This is a genomic window from Sphingopyxis sp., assembly GCF_035998965.1.
Classification (GTDB): Bacteria; Pseudomonadota; Alphaproteobacteria; order Sphingomonadales; family Sphingomonadaceae; genus Sphingopyxis.
Window position 1 is genome coordinate 42,083 of sequence record NZ_DASYHE010000010.1, and the last position, 16,785, is coordinate 58,867.

Consider the following 16,785-nt stretch of genomic DNA (forward strand, 5'->3'; position numbering starts at 1 on the left):
CATGAAACGCCCTGCCAAAAAGATGCCACCCTACGTGTGGGCGCGACCGCAAACCCATGTGTTTTGGTTCCGCATGGCGGTGCCACAATCGGTGCGCGATCGGGTCGGCAAGTCAGTCTGGCAATGCACCCTTGGGACCACTGACATTCGACAAGCCGCGGCGCTGGCGCAGGACAAGCGGAACCAGCTTATGCGCGAGTGGGGCTTGCTTAGCGCAAGCACTGTGGGCTCCCCCACGGTGCGATTAGATCGGCTCGCCGTCGAGATCGGTTTCGACAATTACCTCGGCGCGCTTGATGATGCTCGCCGACAATGGCCGAAGGCACCGGGAGAATATGAGGCGCGGCTAGATCAGGTTCCCGCCACGCGCCGCCGTTACACTCGCGAGATACTGGACGGCGACAAGGCCCGATGGGAACAGGTCGCCGACAACAACATAGCCAAGCGCGGCCTCGCATTGCGAAAGGCCACACCGGAATACGAGGCATTTGTTGAAACAATCGCAGAATCGACGCTTGATGCGCTTGACGTTTTCGAGCGCCGCACCACTGGCGACCTTGCCGCAGCACCCAAATCTCAGGCGGTGACTAAGGCGAAAGAGCTTGCCAAACCGGGTGAGACGCTGCTGCAATTGTTCGAGCGGTGGTCGAGCGAGCGGCTTGCCAAGGGCGAGAAGCGTCCTGATACAGTCAATCAGGATCGCAAGATTATCGAACAATTTTCCGGGTATGTCGGCAAAGATCGCGCAGTTGGCTCTATAACGCCGCAAGAGGTTTTCGACTACCGCGAGATACTTCGCGACCTTCCGCCAAAGTGGACATCGAACAAGCAGCTGGCGCGCCTCGGTATGAAAGACGCGGCGGTCAGGGCGCGCGAACTTGGGTTGCCCCAAACCGCTTTCACGACGGTCAACAAGCATCTTTCCACCATATCGCCGCTCTATAAATGGCTTGCCAGCCAGCCCGCATGGGTTGGGTTGCGAAACCCCTGTGACGGCCTCTTTCATGACAAGGTGAAGGGCAAAAATCCCCGGCCACCATTCACCACGCCGGTGCTCAATACGATCCTGCGGTCGCCGCTGTTCGCGGGCTTTCTTGCCGACGGCGCCGAGCACGAACCCGGCAATCATCACGCCGATGACTGGCGCAAATGGATTCCGCTTGTGTGCATGTTCACCGGGGCGCGCATAGGCGAGATAGCGCAGCTTCGCATCGGGGACGTGCGCCAGCAGCACGGGGTATGGTTCATTTTCATCGCCCACGACGGTGACGCCAAGCAATCAACCAAAAGCGGCGAAAGTCGGACGGCTGCGGTGCATGCGAAGCTTGAGGCGATTGGTTTTATCAAATTTGTCGAGCGCCACCGCGAGCGCGCCGGGGGGGACGATGGGGCGCAGCTGTTCCCGGAATTGAAACCGAACAACCGGGGGCAGATCGGCGCAGAGCCTTCCCGGTGGTGGCGCGACTACCTGACCGCGATCCGCGTCAAGCAGGGGAGGGATGGTATCGGCGCGCATAGCTTCCGGCATGAACTGTCCGACCGGCTGCGCGAGGAAGCCTTGCTGCTCGATAATGAGATTGCGGTGTGCTTGGGACACAGCGTCAAATCGACCACCGGCGGGTATGGCAAGATCAGGCAGGGAACGGTCGCGATGCTCAAAGATTGGATCGATGCCGTGCGGTGGGATGGGGTGAATTTCGACGCTCTGTTCAAATTGCCGAATGAGAAAATGGTCGAGGCTCCGGTTTCTTGACTGATATATTGCTGGCGGACGATGCGCTGTCGCGGCTAATGCTCGAGCATGTATTCACCTGGTAGTGGCTCGGGCGCGGCGCAGCCGAAGGCGTCGCAATCTTTAAAGCAGCGCAAGAATAACATGCAAAGAGTCGACGCAGTGATCGACCTGGCACTGAACGATCCGCTAATTGCGCGAGATCAAAAACTGCACGGAAAACTGCAAGATGCGATGCGTCACGTCGCTCTTCGGCCAGATGCTCGAATCGTCCGAAAAATCCTGCCTAAACCATATAGAAGATATAGGGGCACAGTTTTCCCCCTTACGCAAAGGAACGGGAGGCCAGTTCCTCCCTGGCGACAGCTTTCCCCGTGGATGAAGATGCAAATTGCATCCCTCTGTCTCATTGAAAAGGGTCATGTCTCCTTCCGTGTCCATTTGCATGAAGAGGTAGAGGCTCGAATCGACACATCTGACCCAGATGCCCTGCGGCGATATTTTCGCGATCGAATTGCAAGGTGCGCTCGCAAGGAGTTCGGGGTGGTCCCGTTCTTCTGGTTTGTCATCGAGAATCGGACGAAATCGGGAACAAGCACTACTAGGCCGCACATTCATGGCGAAATTCAAATTGTTGCTCATGCAAATTTACCGACCACCAAGCACGGCTCCGTGTTGATGAAATATCGCAGAATTATAGCGGAGAATGGCATCGAGGTCGCGGAAAGGATTTACGGGCGCGAACGCACCCGTCAGGTGCTGCTGGATGCAACTGGGAATTCGGAATCTTCCAATGCAGTGGTGGGCGAGCGGAATCAGCGTAGGAACCTGTGGATGCGGACGCCATACTTCAACTTCGGAAACCCCGACTGGGTTAGCTATGCATTCAAGAATACCCGCCATGCGAGCAGACGGATTGGTCACCGTCGGCTCGCCATATCACTGGAGCTAAATAGGGAAGCTCAGAGGCTCTGGAGGCTAATACGAGAAGGTGAAAGCGCGATGGAACAATGGCGCTGACCATCTCGATCCCAGCTGCCAAAACGCTTTGCCACCCGACTTTCGATCGCGATGACTTAATGATCTTCTTGTCTTTAACAGCAAGAAAGTCACCATATGATCGTATACATCGCCACCATCACGGAGCTCCCAGGATACTTCCCTGTTCTGGCGACCGATGGTCATCATGCCACACAGATTTTCCGAGAATGGTATGAGCTCCGGTTCTCGCGCTCGCCGGGGATCTATGAATTTCATATCGATGGCGTTCACGTTGCATGGCAGCGTGACCAAGCGCAGCTCCTGGAGCTTGCAGACGCTGAACTCTCGGGCGTGGCCTACTGGACCCCGGCGGGTTGGGTTGTGCTCCCGCCTGATATGGAAGCTCCCGGACCGGCATATCGAGCACCCCAGCCGACCCACGCGTATGCATTTTCAGGCTCGCGTGAAGACGGCCATACCATCCTGTTCGCGTCGACCCTCAAAGACGCGTGGGCGATCTATCGTCTATGGGCGGAACTTCACGGCCGACATGAGGAGCGGGTGCATCGTATCGAACATCTTACGCCTGGCATCGGCGTTCTTCGCAGCAAGCGGCTGATGGGCGCAATGGACCTCGGCGTCATCGGCGTTGCGTCGAAACGGATCGGCGGCTGGGATATCCTACCTCCGTATGACTCGGCGGCCGGGGACAACTGATCCTCTCGCGCTCGTGGGCTCTCGATGTCGCGGGACGTTGGGAGCCCATGTAACACGTTCTTGCCCTTTCTTTACTCATCTGGACCGATTTGAATCCCAACAGATAGCCACGCCAAGAACCGTGAAAATCCTCCATTGCCGACGATAGACTGCAAAAACAGGAAATTGCCCTGCAACTTATTCTGAAGGTGGCCTCAGAGCCAATTTTCGATCGACCTCGAGGAAGTCCGAGCCCAGCTTCTGGCCATTAGTTTCGAGCCAGGATTTTGCTGTCTCATATCCAGGCATGAGCGTTGCCATGAGCTCCCAAAATGACGCCCCGTGCGAACGCTCGCGTAGATGCGCGAGCTCGTGGACGACGACGTATTCGAACACGAGCCGCGGGGCGAAGATCAAGGTCCAGTTGATAGCGATGTTGCCGTGGGCGCCGCACGAACCCCAGCCGTCCCGAAGATTGGTCACCCTGAGCGAGTTGGGACGCAGGCCGAACTTCTCGCGATACCGACGTGCTACATCTCTGGCATCGCTCCGCGCGCGACTTTTCAGCCAGAGTTTCAGTTCCTTGGCGATCAATGCATCGACATCAGTGTCGATCCACGCCGGCAAATCCACATAGAACCCGTTGCGGTAGTATATGTCCAGGGTGGCTCCGTCGGTGCGCCGAACAGTCAAAGGCATGCGTCGGCCGCGGAATGGTATCTTTGATCCGGTCATGAACCTGGGCACGACATGTCGGTCCGCGGCTCGCTGTTCCATCTCGCGCACGGTATTGAAGATCCACCGGCGCTTGCGGTCGAGGAATCCCGCGACCGCTTCTTCATCGTCATTGGCGAGCGCCAGCACTTCGACATGCCCCGGCGTCACCGTGATGCGCCGTTGCGACGCCGTGGCGGACCGGCGAAGCTCATAGGGTATCTCGGTCTGGCCTATCTGGAGCGAGGGCATCAGTGGCCGTCCCCATAGGCGTGGATGGCGAAGTCCTCGATCTTCTCGCGAATGGCTTGGGTCTCCCCGATACCGTGCTCAGTGAGGATGCGGCGAACATCCCGGCGCAGCCTCCGCAGGTAATCATCCATGTGCGCGAAAGCAGGGTTCGTGGCGGCTGCACTGGCATAGACTGCACCGATGGCAACGGCCGCATCCCGCAAGATCGTGTGATCGGCGTCGGGCACGACGGCTTCGATGATGCGCAGGATCGAAAAGGCGTGCTCGTCCATGCCCAGTTCGGCGTGCGCGCCTTGCTCGGCCTGAATGTCGCCGGTCAGTCCTTCAAAGTCGCGCAGACCATCAGCGGCGACCAGCTGACCTTCCTCGAAGCGGCGGATGATCTCCAGAACGCGCTCGGAAAATCGGCCATATTGCGCGGGGTTTTTGTCCACCAGTTCGCGGGTGACGCGGCGAAGCTCGGCGGACTTGCGCACGAAGGCTTCCTGAAGCTCGGCCTCGGTCTTTTCGCCGGTGTCGAAGTCGTCGGCGAACTCGGGATCGGTGATGTTGCGCAGGCGGATGGTGGTGGACAGACCAGTCGCATGGACGTGCTGCTCCAACATGTCCCTAATCTTGCCCGAGTAGCTGCGATGATCGAGGCTTTCATCCTTGCTGATCGCCTGCGTGGCGAGGCGCAGAAACGCCGCTGCCCATTTCACCTCGGCGGTGAAGTCCAGGATGGCGGGATCGGGCGACAGGTCGGCATAGACCTTGATGAAGGTCCGGGTCAGGCGCTGGAACTCGAACCAGTCATCCTCCTGCCCCTGCGTCACCAGCGCGGCGGCGGCATAGGCGGCTGCCTTCTCGTCCAACCCATCCAGTTTCATTGCCCGCTTCTGCGCGCGGTAGCGGGCGTGGGCTTCCTTCAGGTCGTTCCGCAGGATAGCGATGTCGCGCATCGCGTGCTCGACATCCTCGGATCGGTAGGACTTCAGAGCCTCGTCCAGATGATTGGTGACCCCGATGTAATCCACGATCCGACCATTGGGCTTTTCGATGGTGCCGCCATCGGCATCGGTGAACGCATGGGTCCGGTTGGTCCGGGCAATGGCTTGGAGCAGATTATGCTCCTTCAGCGGCTTGTCGAGATACATGACATGCTCGATGGGAGCATCGAACCCGGTCAGCAGCTTGTCGCACACGATCAAGAAGCTGGGCTGTGCCCCGCGCACCTTGAACCGCTTTTTCACGTCCTTTTCGGCATCATCGTCAAGATAGAACGCTTCCAGCCCGGTGCGCAGCGCGGCGATGTCGGCGTTCTCGCTTGGCTTGTTGTCCTCTTGGCTCTTGGAATAGACGCACGCGATCATGGCGTCGGCCTGCGACTGTGCTTCCCCGGCATCCATCCCGCCCCGCTCCAGATCGGCGGCGATGGCGGCGGACAGCGCGGCGCGGTAGAGGATCACCGCTTCACGATCCACGGCCACGATCTGCGCCTTGTAGCCGTCCGGCTGGCAGACTGTCTTGAAATGCTCCCAAATGTCGAGTGCGATCAAGCGCACCCGCTGTGGATGCTTGGCGATGGTGGCGAGGGTCAGACCCTTGCGCTTCAGTTCCTCGCGCTTGTCGTCGGGTAGATCGACGAACCAGCGGTCGAACAATATGTCGATCTCGGCCTCGTTGATCGCCCAATCGGTTTTGCGGCCTTCGTAGAGGATCGGCACCGTTGCCCCGTCGCGCACCGCATCGTCGATCCCGTATTTGTCGAGATAGCCCTCGCCAGCCACGCTGAACCGGGCGTAGGTGTCCTTGTCGGTCGATTTGATCGGGGTGCCGGTGAAGCCATAAAAATGGGCATCTGGCAGGGTCGCTTGCAGGAACGCGCCCAAGTCTTTTTCCTGCGTGCGGTGACACTCGTCCACCAGCACGATCCAGTTGGCCGAGTTGGGGATCGGCTCCTTCGATCCGGCGAACTTAAAGATCGTGGACAGCAGGATTTGCCCGTTGCCGCCACGGTTGACCGCTTCGCGCAAGGCAGCGACCGAACCGCATTGCACAGGGTTGGGCAGGCCACAGGCGACGAAGGTCTTACTGATCTGATCATCGAGGTCGATCCGGTCGGTCAGGACAAGAATGTTGGGATTGGCGAGCGTCGGGGCGTCGAGCGTCAGATGAGTTTTGAGCTTCAACGCGAGGAACACCATCGTCAGGCTCTTGCCGCTACCCTGCGTGTGCCAGATCAGGCCTTTGCGGTGCTCGCCCGTTGCAACCCGTTGCACCGCTTTGTTGACCGCGCGGAACTGCTGGTAGCGGCAGATTTTCTTGATCTTGCTCCCGCGCTCGGGGTCCACCTCGAACACGATGAAATGCGCCAGCAGGTCGAGCAGGCGCGATGGCTCGCACAGGCACCACAGGTCTTTGGCCAGAGCATCGGGGAAGTCGTCACGGCTGCGCGGCCATGCGTCAGGCCACGGGCCATAGAACTGCGCTGGCGCGCCGGACGCGCCATATTCAGTGTGCATCCCGTCCGTCAGGATGTTGAAGGCGTTGGGGTGGAACAGCCGGGGGATGTCCCGCTCATATTGGCGGATTTGTTCGTGCGCCTCCTCGCCCGTCGCGGTGCGCTTAAGCGGTGACTTGGCCTCGATCACCACCAGCGGGATGCCGTTTACGAACAGCACGATGTCGGGAACGCGGGGGCGCTGCGCAGCAACACGGAACTGGCTGGTGACTTGGAAGGCGTTGCGGCTAGGGTTCTTGAAGTCGATTAGCGCAATCGGGCTGTCGCGGTTTTCGCCGGACAGGCGACGGGAATAACCGCCGCGCAGCTTGCGCTGCCACTCCTCGTTGTCGGACAGGGTGGCAAGGTCGTTGTAGATCGCCTCGGCATCCTCCGCGCCGATGCCGTTGAGCGTGCGCAGCGCCTCGATCAGCACGGGCTTCAGGATGACGCGGTTTTCCTCCTCGCGCATGGCCAGAGCCTGCGTCGGGGACAGCACCTGCCAGCCCATCGCTTTAAGCGCATCGAGCGCGGGCTTCTCGGTGAGGCGGTATTCGCTCATGCAGGAACCCTCACGCGACCAGAGAGCAGGTCGGACATGAGCGCCACTTTCAACTTCAGGAGCGCGCCCGTATCGCCATTCCCTCCTGCATCTACCAGCGCCCTATTCGTTCCGATCGCGTCATCCACTGACCGCAAGAACTCGGCGATCCGCTGCTGTTCATCCAGTGGTGGGAGTGAGACCCTTTGTAGATAGGCTTTGTCCCGATTGAGGCCCGGCACACCCGTAGCTTCGTTCAGATCGTTCAAGCGCGAATGATGCAGTGTCGCAGCAAGCCAATCAGGATCAAGGGGCTCGCGTGCCTTTACAAAATAGGTGGTGTCGATTGGCCAAAATGGGTCGCTTGAAACCGTCACTGACCCTGCCGTGCCTTTGCGGCCCACAATGATGCCACCCGAATGAACCAGCGGCTCATCATGCCAGCCTACTATTCCATTGGAGCCATAAACCGGCACATCGCCGGGGCGACGCACTTTTTCGGGCAGCGAGCGCCCGTATTCTAGAGCGATGATGTCGCCCAGCTTGGCGGCCTGCCAGCCCTCCGGCAACTCACTCGACATAACCAAGCCTTTTAAGGTGCGCGAACATCACGGCTTCCGCCTCATTGCGCTGGGCGATCAGGTTTTGCAGCTTGGCGAGCTCCGCTGCGACATCAACCGCCTCGGCATCCGCGCCGGTTTGCACATAGCGGCTGATGTTGAGGTTGTGGCCGTTGGCACCGATCTCCTCGACCGGGACAACGCGGGCCAACTTCTCGACATCGGCAAAGGCATGGACAGCCTCTGCCAACGTGCGGACATGCTCGTTGGTCAGGAAGTTCTGCGCCTTGCCCGGCTGGAAGGTGGCATCGCCATTGACGATCAGCACCTTGCCGCGTCGCTCGGCAGGCTTCTTCTTGCGGCACACCAGCAGGGCGGCAGGGATGCCCGCTCCGTAGAACAGATTGGGTGCGAGACCTACAACCGCCTCGATCACGTCTGCGGCCAGCATGGCCTCCCTGATCCGCCCCTCGGCCCCGCCACGGAACAGGACGCCGTGCGGCACCACCACCGCCAGCATCCCGTCATCCTTCAGGCTCGCGAGCATGTGCTGGACGAAGGCAAGATCACCATAACCCTTGGGCGGGCAGCCAAAGGTATCACGCCCGAAAGGATCGCCATTCTGCCAGACCTCGTATCCCCACACCTTTTCACTGAAAGGCGGGTTGGCCAGCACCCGGTCATAGGCCCCGATGCCCTCCACGAACTCGCGGACCTTGGGGTCATACCGCTTGGGGGACAAGATCGTGTCGCCCTTGGCGATGAAGGCGTCGTCCACATCGTGCAAGAACAGGTTGATCTCGGCGATGCCCCACGTCGCGAAGTTTTTCTCCTGACCATAAAGCGACAAGCTGCGGGCGTTTTCGCCCCGGTCCTTCAGATATTGCACCGCCTCCAGCAACATCCCTGCCGAGCCGCAGGTCGGATCATAAATCGACATGCCAGGGCGCGGCTCCAGTATCTCGATCATCAATCGCACGATCTGGCGCGGGGTGTAGAACTCGCCGCCCTTCTTGCCCGCGCCTTCCGCAAACATCTTGATGAGGTAGAGGTAGGCATCGCCCAGCATGTCGGCCGGCACATCGACATTGCGCAGTCGGTGCTTCTCGAAATGAGTGAGCAGCTTTTCCAGCAGCGCGTCAGAGAACCGATCTTGATTGGCGAAGTCCACCGAACCGAACACGCCGCGCAGCCGCAGGTTGGCATCTTCGATGGCCGCGAGCGCGTTGTTAAGCCGTTGGCCGATCTGCGTGGATTGCTGCCGCACGGCCTCCCACTGGTGCTCCGCCGGGATGTGGAAGCGGTGCTCGTCGGGATCGGCGGCATCTGCCTTATCACCGGTCTCGGTCAGCAGTGCCTCATATTCCTCCTGCCAGACGTCGCACAGGCGTTTGTAGAACAGCAGGCCAAAGATATACTGCTTATAGTCCCCGGCATCGACCGTGCCGCGCAGAATGTCCGCCGCGCCCCAAAGATGGCGCTCCAGTTCTTGTTGCGAAAATTTTGCCATTAATCCCCAACCGCATGACCCGCCACGATATGCAGATCGATCGTCTGCCTCGGCACTATCCCGATGTAAGTGCGAACCGCAAGGCCAGTGAGGGGTTCCCCTTGCCAGGCATCCGTCGGCACGAAGCAAGCTGCGGAGGCGGCGGCCAGGTGCCCACCTGCAATTGCCAACATTTGCCATTGGACATTCAGGAAATCGCGCGACAGTTGGTTCTCCTTCAAACGCCCAGTCGGGCAGCATTGAAGGAGAACACGGTGGTTAGACTGAAAAATATCGAGCCGTTGACACTGAACGGCCTAGAGATGGCACACCGCTTCGCCCACGGCGTCCTCGAACTTGGTCTCAAAGAATGACCGCAGACGCTTCCCGACATCGGTGCGCGACTGCACGCACTATATAAGTTGGTCGATGATGATGATCCTTACGCGAACTGCAGCGCACCAGACCAGCAGTCAGCGCTACGCGTTACCAGCGAGGTCATTCGCTCGGTTATGCAGCTTTGTCGCGACCGCGAGAAGTCAATCGAAGAGATGGTCGAAGAGCTGATGAACGGCGGGTCGTCCCTAAACGGGACCATGACCGAATGCGGCCGCGACCAGCGAATACGTGGCCGGCAGCCCCATGCTACAGACGCGCGATCACGGTGGCATCGCGCGGGCACCCTGGGTCGACATGCGATCGAAGCAATGTTTTTTGCATCGCGACCTACGATCGTGAACCCGTGCGACGTTCGCATCCGATACTGAATGTTGTCTCCCGGTGAGCCGGGATACGGCTGCGTTTGCATGTGTGCCGATATCAAGAAGCCCTAGAGATTATCAGTAATCCTGACCCGGATGGTTCCAATCAGCCGGGCACCCGAGCATCGAAGCCATCCACAGGCTGGACGCGGCCGGGCATTAGGCTCCGTCTTGGAACAGCGTGAGCAGGTCGATCGGCTGCGCGTTCAAAGGGCCGGTCAATTCATGAAGCGTCAGCACCGTCGGATTCCTCCGACCCTGCTCCAGCCCGCTTATATACTGCTGGCTCACGCCCGTCAGTTCGGCCGCCTGCTCCTGGGTCAACCCCTTGGCCAGTCGGAGTCTCCGAAAGTTCAAGCCGACGAGGAGGCGCACATCCATAATCCACCCCCTGCCGCAGCAAGGGGTTGAACATTATCAACTATAATATGTATCAGCGTCTGCCGACGTGCTCCGAAGTGTCGCTGCGCGCGGCCCAATGAAAGGATTCAGTGCCAACAATGAGCTACGGACATTTTCGAGACGACAGGTCCGCAGACGATCCAGCGGCCCAGCGCGAGCATGACGACGACGTCGGGTCCTCGGCACCTGCAACCGATATGACACGCGGTCAGCAAACCGCTTGGATTGTTGGCACTCTGATTGTCATGGCATTGGCGTTCGCATATTGGGCTACCCGACTGCCGGATGGCGACCCTTACGCGGAATGCCAGCGCATTATTGGTCACGACAACGCTTGCCGAGCCGAAGTGGCGGCCGGTCTGGTGATGCGGGGATATTGATTGCAATTTTTCTTTAGTGCGGAGCGGGTTTGGAAAGCTGGAAGTCTAAGATCGCTTTTTGAACCATGGTTCTGAAGAGCGCTCTACCGTCAATCGATCGGCTGGATACTGCGTAACCAGCGCGATCGCTTCTTTGGCGTCAGCGCGTAGCCAAGCGTCATGCGCGTCAGGGTGCAGGATGACGGGCATCCGGTCGTGGATATCCCAAAGCTCCTTGGTCGCATCGACCATGACGCCGGTATAGGCGTCGCCCCATTCGTCGGTCGGACGCCACAGTCCCGCCCAGGCTCCAAGCGGCTGGTCTGCGACGCTGATCCACGTTCGCGTCATCTTGCCGGGTTCACCCTCGGCCTCGGCGAACGACGTGAAGGGGATGAGGCACCGCTGCGCAGGATCGGTGAACCACTGGCGCCAGATAGTCCACAGCTTGTCATCGCGGGCGTTGTTCGTCGCGGTCGGCTTGTTCGGCTTACCGGTCCGCTTGTTGGTCGAATGCCGCGGGAAGCCCCAAGTCATTTGTTGCAGGATGCGCTGGCCCTGATCTTCGCGCACGACGATGCCGGGATATTGTGGATAGACGTCGGCGGGCGCGTTGAAGCCATAGGTCGCTGGCGTCCTGAACAGGTTCGCCATTTCCTGAACCGTGCTCTTGTTGGTGTAGAGATTGCACACGCCGCGATCATGCCGCACCCGCGCGGCCTGTCAATCGGCAACCGGCCAGGCGGACGCGCGTTCGCCATGCGAAGGAGACTCCACATGACTGCCGAATATGATGCTGCCAAGACCGCGCCCGTCGAGCGCGTCGCCCGGGTGCTGGCAGGGCATGCACTGAGCCGCAACGCCGAAGGCGACATGGGGTCGGCGGGACCCGCCGTCGACGATCTTTGGCCCGACTATGCGCCGGCTGCGCTCGCGGTTCTGCGCACCTTGCGCGAACCGAGTGGCCGCATGATCGCGGTGGGCGACGCGGACACCTGGGATCGGATGATCACAGCGGCGATTGAGGACGAAAGCCTCTCGGACTGAGCCATCGCTAGCGCCGCCGCCGGAGCTGACGCTTCCATTCGACGATATCGGGCATCGGCAGTTGGCGGGTGTGATCAACGTCCGCCAGCTCCAGCGTTGCGAGCGTCCGCTTCCGCTTGGCGTAATAGCATTGCAGACAGCGCATGCGTTTGCGCACTGCGGGCAAGCGATCATTCCAGCCCTTTCGCTCGAACAGATACCAAAGCGCATGCGGATCGAAGATGCCGACGTTCCCGCACTGGCACGACACCTTCACGGTGTGATGCCGACAGGCGACGTCAAACAGATCGCTGATCGGGTTCACTAGCTCTCTTGCCATTGCCTCCAAACGAGAACAAAATTGGAACATCGATGCAAGCGATTCGGAAGGCGCAAGATGACGACGGTGAATTTGCGAGGGCATAACGGCCCCTCGGAATTGGACAGGGTGGCCGAATATCTCGACCGTCGCGCTGATCGCTTCCTTGCCTATGCCGCAAAGACAGGCAATTCTGACGCGCGGACCCGCGCTAGCGCCCTGCAAGTCGAGGCCGGGAATATCCGCGCCGGTCTGATCGAGGATTGAGCCGATGAGCTGCGACGGAAATCTCGCATTTTACGGTCAGGATGCGCTGGCACCCGAGGTCCGACAGGCTGCGCTGAGTGCGGCGCAGGCGGTCCTTTCAAGCGACGGCATCTCAGCGCGCGAAGCGGTCGAGGCCTATGCGGTCGATTTGCTCCTCGCCGAGGGCTTGGACGTCGCTGAGCGCACAGACGCGCACTACCGGGAGCATGGCAGCAGCTTGCGCGCCGCTGAGGCCTGTAGTGCCGCGCAGGAAGCTGCCGAGGCCGAGATCGTGCGCCTCGATCCCGCATACGAGGGTTTCGGCGTTCTTTTCTCGTTGGCGAGCTGACATGCGCCGGATCGATCGCCAGGACCTCAAGGACAGCTTCTACATCAAGATCAAGACGATGCGGCAAGGTCGCCATGGCCGCGGTCGCCACCCCATCCCCGAATTGAAAGACGACTATGCGGCAGGCCAGCTCGCAGCCACGCTGGTCGATATTGTGGATAGCGATACCCGGATGGTCATCAGCACCGACGAAAAGCCGAACAGCCATGGCGTCTGCGGGGGCTGGGGCGTCGATGAACCTTGGCCAGACGGATGCGAGCCGAAATGATTGCATCACTCATCCTTGCGGCGTCTGTCGTCCCTGCTGGCCAATCGTTCGATTGCACGCCCACTGCGGTGTGGGACGGCGATGGGCCAATCTGGTGCGCCGAGGGGCCGCATATCAGGCTGTCCGGCGTCGCGGCGCGGGAAATAGACGGGACGTGCCGCCCTGGGCATCCTTGCCCTGCTGCTGACCCTATCGCCGCGCGTGATCATCTGGTGGCGTTGCTGGGCAAGCGCAGCGGGGTTCGACGGACCGGCCATGTATCGGTGAACGGACCAACGATGCGCTGCAGATCGGCTGGCGGCGCTGGCGGCAACCGGACGGCAGCATTTTGCTCTTCACCTCGTTCCGGTGATATTTCGTGCGCGATGGTCAGAGATGGCTATGCGGCGCGGTGGGACCGATATTGGCAGGGTCATCGATGCCCATGATCAAAGACCCGAAATGGCGAGACCGAGCTTTCGCGATCGAATATTGGATGCTGACGGCGCTGGTCGGCGGCTCGTTCGTCGTCGGCATAGTTTCGACCGTGCGATATCTGCTCAGATGATTGACGCTAAACAGGAGGTAATGTGGCCGGCGACTTCGCCCGCGCCGACGCGCGACGACGCCCCTCTGCATCCGGTTGAGGCTCGATGAAGGATGGGAGGGAGGCAGATCACCGCGACGTGACCAAGCGCGACCGGGCCGGACAAGATAACTTTGGTGCGGCGCTGATTGAGGCGAACAGCGTGAAATCTTAGATTTTCTCGGCAAGCTTATCCATTGAAACGCTGCGACGTCGCTGTAAGAAACGTGTGAGAAAGCGGGGACAAGCCATGAAATTGATGATTGCGTTTACAGCCCTCTTGGCAGGGGTGATGCTGTCCTCGTGTGGATCGAGCGATGACACTTTAGCGAAAAGCCAGTTAGCCAAGATCGCGCGAGACCCTGAAAGCGTAGAGGTGCGTAATGTTCGGCGCGCCGCGGAAGGCAATAGCCACGTTATATGCGGCGAATGGAACGGAAGAAACGGCTTCGGTGGTATGGGGGAATGGGCGCGCTTCGCATTGAACACCAATTCGCATTCGCTCACCACACCGGAGGATGACTCTGACACGGTCACTAAAGAAGTCATCGCCAAGACGTGTGATGGAACCCCATACTCGTTTGAATAGACGGACGTTCGTCTTTCCGCGGCGGTGACTGCGGTGATGAACTTCGAGTAGATACCCAAAATTGCGCTAGCGTTTGGGGCAAAACACTGGAGGCCACATGGCAATAGCGATTGGAGCAAGCGACATGGATTTGATTCATGACGCCGTGGAAAAGGTTTTATTAAAAGTCGCGTCCGGTGATCTTGATCCCGGCAATGGCATGACAGCGATCGTGGGGTGGATCGATTTGGCAGCAATGGACAATGATCAATTCTTGGTCGAAATTCGCAAGGCAGCGACGGCGTAAAATCGACTAAGGAGTTTGACGTGGAAGCCTTAATTGTAATCGGGATTGTTCTGAATTTACTCGTCGTCGTCGCGGTATTCCAAACTGCGCGAAATACCGCTGTGAGTGCTATCGCGCTGCGAAATATCGAAAAGATTCTAGAGGATCGAACTGGTCCTGAGTGAGACATACGACATCGGCTTAATCGGATTGAACGCGATCCCAGAAATCCGGCTTTCCTGCCGCCTCAATCTCACTCTTCCAGCCCAGAATATCGAAAAAGGCCACTAACCTCGTTTCGTATGCCAGTTCGCCAAAGCAAAGTTCGGTATCTTCTAAAATCATGGTGGAGCCTCTCCGCATCACCAATGAACGACAGGCGAGGCTTCAGCTACCTGGCATGGCGACAGATCGTTCCGTTGGCTTTGGTTCAAAAACGACGCATAAGCCATTGCCGCTATCAGCGAACCCAAAAAGAAGGGCACGAGAACTGGCAAACTGGATATCGACTGATGAGGCAAGTGATGTTTTCGCCTCAGTCAGGCACGCGATCCGCGTCGCATCGTTTGTGGCGGAGGACCCTCTCGCGTGGAAATGGATTGCGTTAGCCCTTCACTCTGCACTTCAGGGGGCTTGCGTATGTCACCTGACCACCACACAGACCCCCATTGGAGCTGTGACGAAAAGAAACGCAGCAGAGTGGCTACGCTACGACGAAGAGCGGCGAAGCAATTCAGATGCAAGACGACCGCAAACCTACCTTATGAATTTACCTTCGCTGTTGAAGGCGATCCGAAAACCGCGCTCAGCTGGAGATGGATCTAACGAGTCCGGCGTGTTGGTTTCCGAACTGGAACTAGAATGGCTTTGCTCGTTCCACGAGACCATCCGCAATCAGTTCACCCATTTCGCACCAATGGGCTGGTCGGTGGAAGTGTCAGGCATCCCAGAACTGGGAAAATTGATCGGCCGGATTATCGGAGACATTGTCGATATGCACTGGGGATTTCGTCACGTTCGGATCCAGGAACTGCGTCTATTTCGGTGCGACATCGACAAACTCGCGCGAGGTGACTGCTTTCGAAACATTTCTTCTTAAAGGCAACAAACCTTCACCAGCTGGCGCTAGTCCGCTCCCCACGCCGTATCAGACATCCGCGGCCCCAAGACCGTGCTGCTCCTGAATATGACGGGTAAGGTGCTTGACGAATGTTCTTTGTTCGTTCTCATGTCGGCAATGCGATTGCCCCGGTCCCGCCTCACATTCCTGTCGCTCGCGATCCTCGCCGAGACAGCCGATAGCGCTGGCGCCGAGCCTGTCGATCCAAGTCTCGCAGTTCGGCTGGCGCTCGCGTATCTTTATTCGATCGCAGACATCGACCGCCGGAACTTTGATGAATTTTGGCGGACGTTGCGCGACCCGATGACGGCGCAGCACAGTGACGCCATCCGCGCCTACACTCGACCGACATTCTGCCGAACACACCTGACCGGGATAGCACGTAGCGTGGGGGTGGAGTTGACGGTTGAGGTATGGGCAAGATTGCGCCAGCGCCGTGGCTAGCGGCTGTATCATTTCGCTGTATCATTTTCGGCGTGACCCTTGCTATAAAGCATTGAAATCACGCCGAAAAGTGTAAGTGGTCGGGGAGACAGGATTCGAACCTGCGACATCCTGCTCCCAAAGCAGGCGCGCTACCGGGCTGCGCTACTCCCCGACTACTGGAGGGCGCCTTAGACAGCGTGGGCGCGCAAGTCTATCCCGCCCGTGCAAAAGGCAAAGAAAAAGGCGGCCTTCCCGAAGGAAGACCGCCCGTTTCTAGTTTCAGTCAACGCCCCGAAGGGCTGCGACTTACTTCTTTTCTTCAGCCGGAGCGGCAGCGGCATCAGCCGGAGCAGCAGCGGCATCAGCCGGAGCAGCCATGGCATCAGCCGGAGCAGCAGCAGCGTCGGCACCAGAGGCAGCAGCTTCGGCACCAGCAGCAGCGGCGTCGGCGCCAGCAGCAGCGGCGTCAGCGCCTTCTTCAGCAACAGCTTCAGCAGCCGGGGCTTCCGTGGTGGCTTCTTCAGCAGCCTTTTCACCGCAAGCGGCGAGGGCGAACATGCTGGCAGCAACGGCGATAGCAGCAAATTTCTTCATGATGTGTGGGCTCCCTAAAATGCCTTACCGCGATGGGGAAACTTCCCGT

Annotated in this window: 22 protein-coding genes and 1 tRNA gene; 12 read left to right on the top strand and 11 right to left on the bottom strand. The window is 59.3% G+C overall.

The annotated features are described in order from the left end of the window. Position 1: 1 nt before the first annotated feature. The 3 genes from VGN68_RS00720 (at position 2) to VGN68_RS00730 (ending at position 3,430) form a co-directional block, all read left to right on the top strand. Entirely contained in the window at positions 2-1,753 is a 1,752-nt protein-coding gene (locus VGN68_RS00720; protein WP_327472898.1) for a tyrosine-type recombinase/integrase, read from the top strand. Between the two features lie 357 nt (positions 1,754-2,110). Then, on the top strand, positions 2,111-2,752 hold the full coding sequence (locus VGN68_RS00725; RefSeq protein WP_327472900.1) for a hypothetical protein: 642 nt from the start codon (positions 2,111-2,113) through the stop codon (positions 2,750-2,752). A 96-nt stretch (positions 2,753-2,848) separates the two neighbouring features. Continuing rightward, positions 2,849-3,430 (top strand): hypothetical protein, encoded by a 582-nt coding sequence (locus VGN68_RS00730; protein ID WP_327472902.1) that lies wholly within the window; start codon positions 2,849-2,851, stop codon positions 3,428-3,430. Positions 3,431-3,607: 177 nt separating this feature from the next. Here VGN68_RS00730 and VGN68_RS00735 read toward each other — a convergent pair whose 3' ends face one another. From VGN68_RS00735 to VGN68_RS00750, 4 genes are read right to left on the bottom strand one after another with little or no spacing between them, the layout of a single operon-like run. Continuing rightward, on the bottom strand, positions 3,608-4,375 hold the full coding sequence (locus tag VGN68_RS00735) for a SprT family zinc-dependent metalloprotease (RefSeq protein ID WP_327472904.1): 768 nt from the start codon (positions 4,373-4,375) through the stop codon (positions 3,608-3,610). Further along, the gene (locus tag VGN68_RS00740; RefSeq protein ID WP_327472906.1) at positions 4,375-7,419 is read right to left on the bottom strand and encodes a type I restriction endonuclease subunit R; all 3,045 of its coding nucleotides are present in this window, start codon (positions 7,417-7,419) and stop codon (positions 4,375-4,377) included. Before VGN68_RS00740 ends, VGN68_RS00735 begins: the two co-directional genes overlap by 1 nt. Continuing rightward, a complete protein-coding gene (locus tag VGN68_RS00745; protein ID WP_327472908.1) occupies positions 7,416-7,979 on the bottom strand; it encodes a restriction endonuclease subunit S in 564 nt (187 codons plus the stop codon). The genes VGN68_RS00740 and VGN68_RS00745 overlap by 4 nt, the downstream gene beginning before the upstream one ends. Further along, the gene (locus VGN68_RS00750; RefSeq protein WP_327472910.1) at positions 7,969-9,468 is read right to left on the bottom strand and encodes a class I SAM-dependent DNA methyltransferase; all 1,500 of its coding nucleotides are present in this window, start codon (positions 9,466-9,468) and stop codon (positions 7,969-7,971) included. Before VGN68_RS00750 ends, VGN68_RS00745 begins: the two co-directional genes overlap by 11 nt. Positions 9,469-9,482: 14 nt before the next feature. Between VGN68_RS00750 and VGN68_RS00755 the strand changes: the two genes are divergently transcribed. Beyond that, on the top strand, positions 9,483-9,821 hold the full coding sequence (locus VGN68_RS00755; protein ID WP_327472912.1) for a hypothetical protein: 339 nt from the start codon (positions 9,483-9,485) through the stop codon (positions 9,819-9,821). 546 nt (positions 9,822-10,367) lie between these two features. Here VGN68_RS00755 and VGN68_RS00760 read toward each other — a convergent pair. Together VGN68_RS00760 and VGN68_RS00765 are read right to left on the bottom strand one after the other, a co-directional pair. Next, positions 10,368-10,589, bottom strand: a complete 222-nt coding sequence (locus VGN68_RS00760) for a helix-turn-helix transcriptional regulator (protein WP_327472914.1) — start codon at positions 10,587-10,589, stop codon at positions 10,368-10,370. Positions 10,590-11,035: 446 nt separating this feature from the next. Further along, on the bottom strand, positions 11,036-11,680 hold the full coding sequence (locus VGN68_RS00765) for an SOS response-associated peptidase (protein ID WP_327472916.1): 645 nt from the start codon (positions 11,678-11,680) through the stop codon (positions 11,036-11,038). 66 nt (positions 11,681-11,746) lie between these two features. Between VGN68_RS00765 and VGN68_RS00770 the strand changes: the two genes are divergently transcribed. Beyond that, on the top strand, positions 11,747-12,016 hold the full coding sequence (locus VGN68_RS00770) for a hypothetical protein (RefSeq protein WP_327472918.1): 270 nt from the start codon (positions 11,747-11,749) through the stop codon (positions 12,014-12,016). Between the two features lie 7 nt (positions 12,017-12,023). Here VGN68_RS00770 and VGN68_RS00775 read toward each other — a convergent pair whose 3' ends face one another. Beyond that, on the bottom strand, positions 12,024-12,419 hold the full coding sequence (locus VGN68_RS00775; RefSeq protein WP_327472920.1) for a hypothetical protein: 396 nt from the start codon (positions 12,417-12,419) through the stop codon (positions 12,024-12,026). A 166-nt stretch (positions 12,420-12,585) separates the two neighbouring features. Between VGN68_RS00775 and VGN68_RS00780 the strand changes: the two genes are divergently transcribed. From VGN68_RS00780 to VGN68_RS00805, 6 genes are all read left to right on the top strand, one after another. Next, complete coding sequence (locus VGN68_RS00780) at positions 12,586-12,909, top strand: hypothetical protein (protein ID WP_327472922.1); 324 nt, start codon at positions 12,586-12,588, stop codon at positions 12,907-12,909. Position 12,910: 1 nt separating this feature from the next. Beyond that, positions 12,911-13,177, top strand: a complete 267-nt coding sequence (locus VGN68_RS00785; protein ID WP_327472924.1) for a hypothetical protein — start codon at positions 12,911-12,913, stop codon at positions 13,175-13,177. Further along, entirely contained in the window at positions 13,174-13,605 is a 432-nt protein-coding gene (locus tag VGN68_RS00790; protein ID WP_327472926.1) for a hypothetical protein, read from the top strand. Before VGN68_RS00785 ends, VGN68_RS00790 begins: the two co-directional genes overlap by 4 nt. Beyond that, positions 13,596-13,724, top strand: a complete 129-nt coding sequence (locus VGN68_RS00795; protein ID WP_327472950.1) for a hypothetical protein — start codon at positions 13,596-13,598, stop codon at positions 13,722-13,724. Before VGN68_RS00790 ends, VGN68_RS00795 begins: the two co-directional genes overlap by 10 nt. A 268-nt stretch (positions 13,725-13,992) precedes the next feature. Then, a complete protein-coding gene (locus VGN68_RS00800) occupies positions 13,993-14,331 on the top strand; it encodes a hypothetical protein (RefSeq protein WP_327472928.1) in 339 nt (112 codons plus the stop codon). 97 nt (positions 14,332-14,428) lie between these two features. Then, entirely contained in the window at positions 14,429-14,617 is a 189-nt protein-coding gene (locus VGN68_RS00805; protein ID WP_327472930.1) for a hypothetical protein, read from the top strand. A gap of 180 nt (positions 14,618-14,797) precedes the next feature. Here the strand turns inward: VGN68_RS00805 and VGN68_RS00810 are convergent, their stop codons facing one another. Continuing rightward, on the bottom strand, positions 14,798-14,941 hold the full coding sequence (locus VGN68_RS00810) for a hypothetical protein (RefSeq protein ID WP_327472932.1): 144 nt from the start codon (positions 14,939-14,941) through the stop codon (positions 14,798-14,800). A gap of 55 nt (positions 14,942-14,996) precedes the next feature. On the opposite strand from VGN68_RS00810, the gene VGN68_RS00815 reads away from it, so the two are divergent. Continuing rightward, complete coding sequence (locus VGN68_RS00815; protein ID WP_327472934.1) at positions 14,997-15,695, top strand: hypothetical protein; 699 nt, start codon at positions 14,997-14,999, stop codon at positions 15,693-15,695. A 48-nt stretch (positions 15,696-15,743) separates the two neighbouring features. On the opposite strand, the gene VGN68_RS00820 is transcribed toward VGN68_RS00815, so the two are convergent. The 3 genes from VGN68_RS00820 to VGN68_RS00830 all read right to left on the bottom strand — a co-directional run bounded on the left by VGN68_RS00820 (position 15,744) and on the right by VGN68_RS00830 (position 16,726). Continuing rightward, entirely contained in the window at positions 15,744-16,034 is a 291-nt protein-coding gene (locus VGN68_RS00820; protein ID WP_327472936.1) for a hypothetical protein, read from the bottom strand. A gap of 203 nt (positions 16,035-16,237) precedes the next feature. Further along, positions 16,238-16,314 (bottom strand) — tRNA-Pro (locus tag VGN68_RS00825). Positions 16,315-16,330: 16 nt separating this feature from the next. After that, positions 16,331-16,726, bottom strand: a complete 396-nt coding sequence (locus VGN68_RS00830) for a hypothetical protein (RefSeq protein WP_327472939.1) — start codon at positions 16,724-16,726, stop codon at positions 16,331-16,333. Positions 16,727-16,785 lie beyond the last annotated feature (59 nt).